Annotated in this window: 2 protein-coding genes and 1 pseudogene; all 3 read right to left on the bottom strand. The window is 66.7% G+C overall.

The window, feature by feature from the left end:
• Nucleotides 1-417 (bottom strand): annotated as a pseudogene (locus KZA10_RS11740) (carbohydrate ABC transporter substrate-binding protein); the annotation flags it as partial.
• Nucleotides 418-642: 225 nt separating this feature from the next.
• Nucleotides 643-1833, bottom strand: coding sequence for a bifunctional 2-methylcitrate synthase/citrate synthase (locus tag KZA10_RS11735; protein WP_218682970.1), 1191 nt, complete (start codon nt 1831-1833; stop codon nt 643-645).
• Nucleotides 1834-1835: 2 nt separating this feature from the next.
• A complete protein-coding gene (prpB, locus tag KZA10_RS11730; protein ID WP_374196583.1) occupies nt 1836-2702 on the bottom strand; it encodes a methylisocitrate lyase in 867 nt (288 codons plus the stop codon).
• Nucleotides 2703-2710: the final 8 nt, after the last annotated feature.

Below are 2710 nucleotides of genomic sequence, written 5' to 3'. Positions count from 1 at the left end.
GCCGTCGATCTGCGAGTACGCGGTGACGCCGTCGGGGAACTGCGAGAAGTCGATCTCGGAGCCCGAGTAGTCGCTGAACAGGTCGGGGTAGTTGATGACGTTCTTCTGGAAGGCGTTGTTCTGCATCAGGAAGATGTCTGGCAGCTGTTCGAACTGCTGCGACTGGGCGATGGTGGTGAGCTTAGCCTGCAGGTCGTCCCACGGGGTCTCGATGATCTCGAGCTCGAACTCGGGGTGATCGGCCTGGTACGCCTTCTCGGCCTCTTCCATCGCGTAGATGTTGAACGCCGGATCCCAGGCCCAGACGGTCAGCTTCTGGTCGTCGTCGGAACTGCTGCCGGCGCCTGCGCTGCCGCATGCGGTCAGTGCGAACAGGGGAAGGGTGACTGCGGCAGCCGTCGCCGCAAGTCGTGTCATGCGCTTCATCGAAACATGTCCTCTCGTTGGATCGGGATGGCCGCGGAACGGGATCTCGGGCCCGCCGGGACGGTCGTTGTCACCGGCTGCACTAGAAATGATCACGTAAACATTTTGCGGTGAGCAAGAGGCGTTATCGGATTGTAAGCAATTTCGCAGGTACGCGGGGGCCTCGCGCCAGTCAGCGGAGGTGCCGCCCTGCCCTACCGGGCAGGGCGGCTCGGATCAGCCGATCGCCTCTTCCGGGCGCTCCTGCACGTCGATCGCGGCGGTGTCGGCGACGTAGCCGTCGATGTGCCGTTCGTCGACGCCGTTGTACGCCGACAGCGGGCGGATCAGCGCGTTCGAGGCCTGCTGCTCGAGGATGTGCGAGGTCCAGCCGACGATGCGCGCCGCGATGAACAGCGGGGTGAACGTGAGCGTGTCGTAGCCGATCAGGTTGTACGCCGGACCCGACGGATAGTCGAGGTTCGGGTAGATGCCCTTGCGCGAGACGAACTCGCGCTCGAGGGTCTCGTACAGCTCGGCGACGTCGGGGCGGTAGTAATGCTCGACGAGGGTGTCGAGCGCCGCCTTCATGGTCGGCACGCGCGAGTCGCCGCGCTTGTACACCCGGTGGCCGAAGCCCATGATCTTGCGCTTCTCCGCGAGCGCGGCGTCGAGCCAGGGCACCACGCGGTCGGCCGAGCCGATCTCGTCGAAGATGTGCATCACCGCCTCGTTGGCACCGCCGTGCAGCGGGCCCTTCAGGGCGCCGATCGCACCGACGACGGCCGAGTACAGGTCGCTCAGCGTCGAGGTGATCACCCGCGCGGTGAAGGTCGACGCGTTGAACGAGTGCTCGGCGTACAGGATCATCGAGCGGTTGAACGCGTCGACGACGGCCGGCTCGGGCTCGTCGCCGAAGGTCAGCCAGAGGAAGTTCGCCGCGTAGTCGAGGTCGTCCCGCGACTCGATCGCCTCCTGCCCGCGGCGACGGCGCTGGCCGTACGACACGATCGCCGGCAGCACGGCGAACAGCTGCAGGCTCCGCTCCAGATTCTCTGAAGGTGTGCCGACGGCATCCAGCACGTTGCCGGTGCCGGCGGTCTCGAAGGCACCGATCACGCTCACCGCGGTGCGCACCTCGTCCATCGGGTGCGCATCCAGCGGGACCAGGTCGATCGCGGTCTTGACGTTGTCGGCGAGCGTCCGGTGCTTGCGCTCCTCGAGCCGGAAGGCTGCGAGCTCCTCCGGAGTGGGCAGCTCGCCGTTCCACAGCAGGTAGGCGACGGCCTCGAACGGCTGCGTGTCCGCCAGCTCCTGCACGGGGTAGCCGCGGTACAGCAGGCTGTTCGTCTCGGGGTTGACCTTCGAGATCGCGGTCGTGTCGACGACGACGCCCGCGAGGCCCTTCTTGATGTCCGGCTCGGTCATGGTCACTCCTTCGTGATGGTGAAGTTGAAGACGCCAGAGTCGAAGTGGTTGTACGACTCGTAGTCGATCAGATCGTAGAGATCGGCGCGGTGCTGCATCTCGCTGAGCGCGGAGGTCAGGTGCCCCTCTTCGTTCAGAGTATCCAGTGCGCGGCCTGCGGCCCCCATCGAGATGCGCAGCAGCGACACGGGCCAGATCACCAGGTTCACGCCCGCGTCACGCAGCTGGTCGACCGAGAACAGCTCGCTCTTGCCGAACTCCGTCATGTTCGCCAGGATCGGCACGTCGAGCGCCGCGGCCATGGCCTCGAACTCGGCGAGGGTGCGCATGGCCTCGGGGAACACCGCGTCGGCACCGGCGTCGACCAGCGCCTTGGCACGGTCGATCGCGGCGTCGAGACCCTCGACCGCGCGGATGTCGGTGCGCGCCATGATGAGGAAGTTCTCGTCGCGACGAGCGTCGGCTGCGGCACGGATGCGCTTGATCGCGGTGTTCTCGTCGACCACGGCCTTGCCGTCGAGGTGGCCGCAGCGCTTCGGATTGACCTGATCCTCGATGTGCGTGCCGGCGAGGCCCGCGTCTTCGAGCTCCTGGATCGTGCGGGCGACGTTCATCGGCTCGCCGAAGCCGGTGTCGGCGTCGACGATCGCGGGGAGGTCGGTCATGCGGGCGATCTGCTTCGCCCGTCCGGCCACCTCGGTGAGCGTCGTGAGGCCGATGTCGGGCAGGCCAAGGTCAGCCGAGAGCACGGCACCTCGATCGCACTTTCGCCCAGGCTGCGGACGCCGCACTCGCACGGGCCAGGGAGCTCGCCGCCGGCGCCTGAGCCATGCGACTGCGGATCGAGGGTGCGATCTGGTGATCGAGATCGTGCTCG

Origin of the sequence: Microbacterium sp. BF1 (assembly GCF_019279095.1) — a bacterium.
In the GTDB taxonomy this organism is placed as follows: domain Bacteria; phylum Actinomycetota; class Actinomycetes; order Actinomycetales; family Microbacteriaceae; genus Microbacterium; species Microbacterium maritypicum.
Note: the sequence above shows the minus strand (reverse complement) of the source record. Positions and strands in the feature narration are given on the sequence as shown.

What these genes read in the sequence shown, in the direction of transcription:
- KZA10_RS11735 (WP_218682970.1), bottom strand. Translation starts at nt 1,833, where the DNA reads ATGACCGAGCCGGACATCAAGAAGGGCCTCGCGGGCGTCGTCGTCGAC.